Source organism: Serratia sp. ASV30 (assembly GCF_016428815.1).
GTDB lineage: Bacteria > Pseudomonadota > Gammaproteobacteria > Enterobacterales > Enterobacteriaceae > Chania > Chania fonticola_C.
In genome coordinates, this window is the sequence record NZ_JAELTL010000163.1 from 1 (window position 1) to 625 (window position 625).

1 protein-coding gene is annotated in these 625 nt (G+C 39.5%); it reads left to right on the top strand.

The genetic code is table 11. From position 1 onward, the window contains the following. Positions 1-28: 28 nt before the first annotated feature. Positions 29-625 (top strand): hypothetical protein (locus JHD74_RS25905; RefSeq protein ID WP_199063896.1); only part of this gene is annotated, 597 nt, incomplete at its 3' end.

Sequence of the window (625 nt, forward strand, 5' to 3'; positions counted from 1 at the left end):
ATACCTCCTGTCTCGTGGGCTCGGAGATGTGTATAAGAGACAGTCTCTTCATAATTTCGAAGCAGCCTTATCCCCACTTAGCGTATGGGAAGAATTAAATGAATGGGAGAAAAAATTCCCCCCCAAGCTGATGACAAAATACACAAACAAATCACCTTTAAGTATGTTTATGCCAAAAGCTGAAGTTAATATGAACCCCACAGCAACCGAGAGAATTAAGCGATTTTATCAACATGAAGATACACCGGGACTAAAAAAACCGATTCTTTTTCTTTCTGGCTTGTGGGCGTTGTCAACAGGCTTTCTTCCGTTATCATTTTTCAGCGCATTAAAAAATAATGAAAAAGTTACGCTTACCGCTTTCAATCTTTCATTTAAAGAAGCTGACATTCCATTAAGCCTAGATGATTATGACAGTGATGATTATGTAGTTATGGCCCATCCATTGACTGAGCACCTCTACTCATCTGGCTTCCTAAATGAAGCGGAAGTTAAACCAATTGCCACAATTACAGTAAACGACATCCTTATTACTCGGCATCAAATTGAAAAAATAGATAATTCGGTTGGGGGAAGTATACCAACTGTCTCTTATACACATCTGACGCTGCCGACGATGCCAACT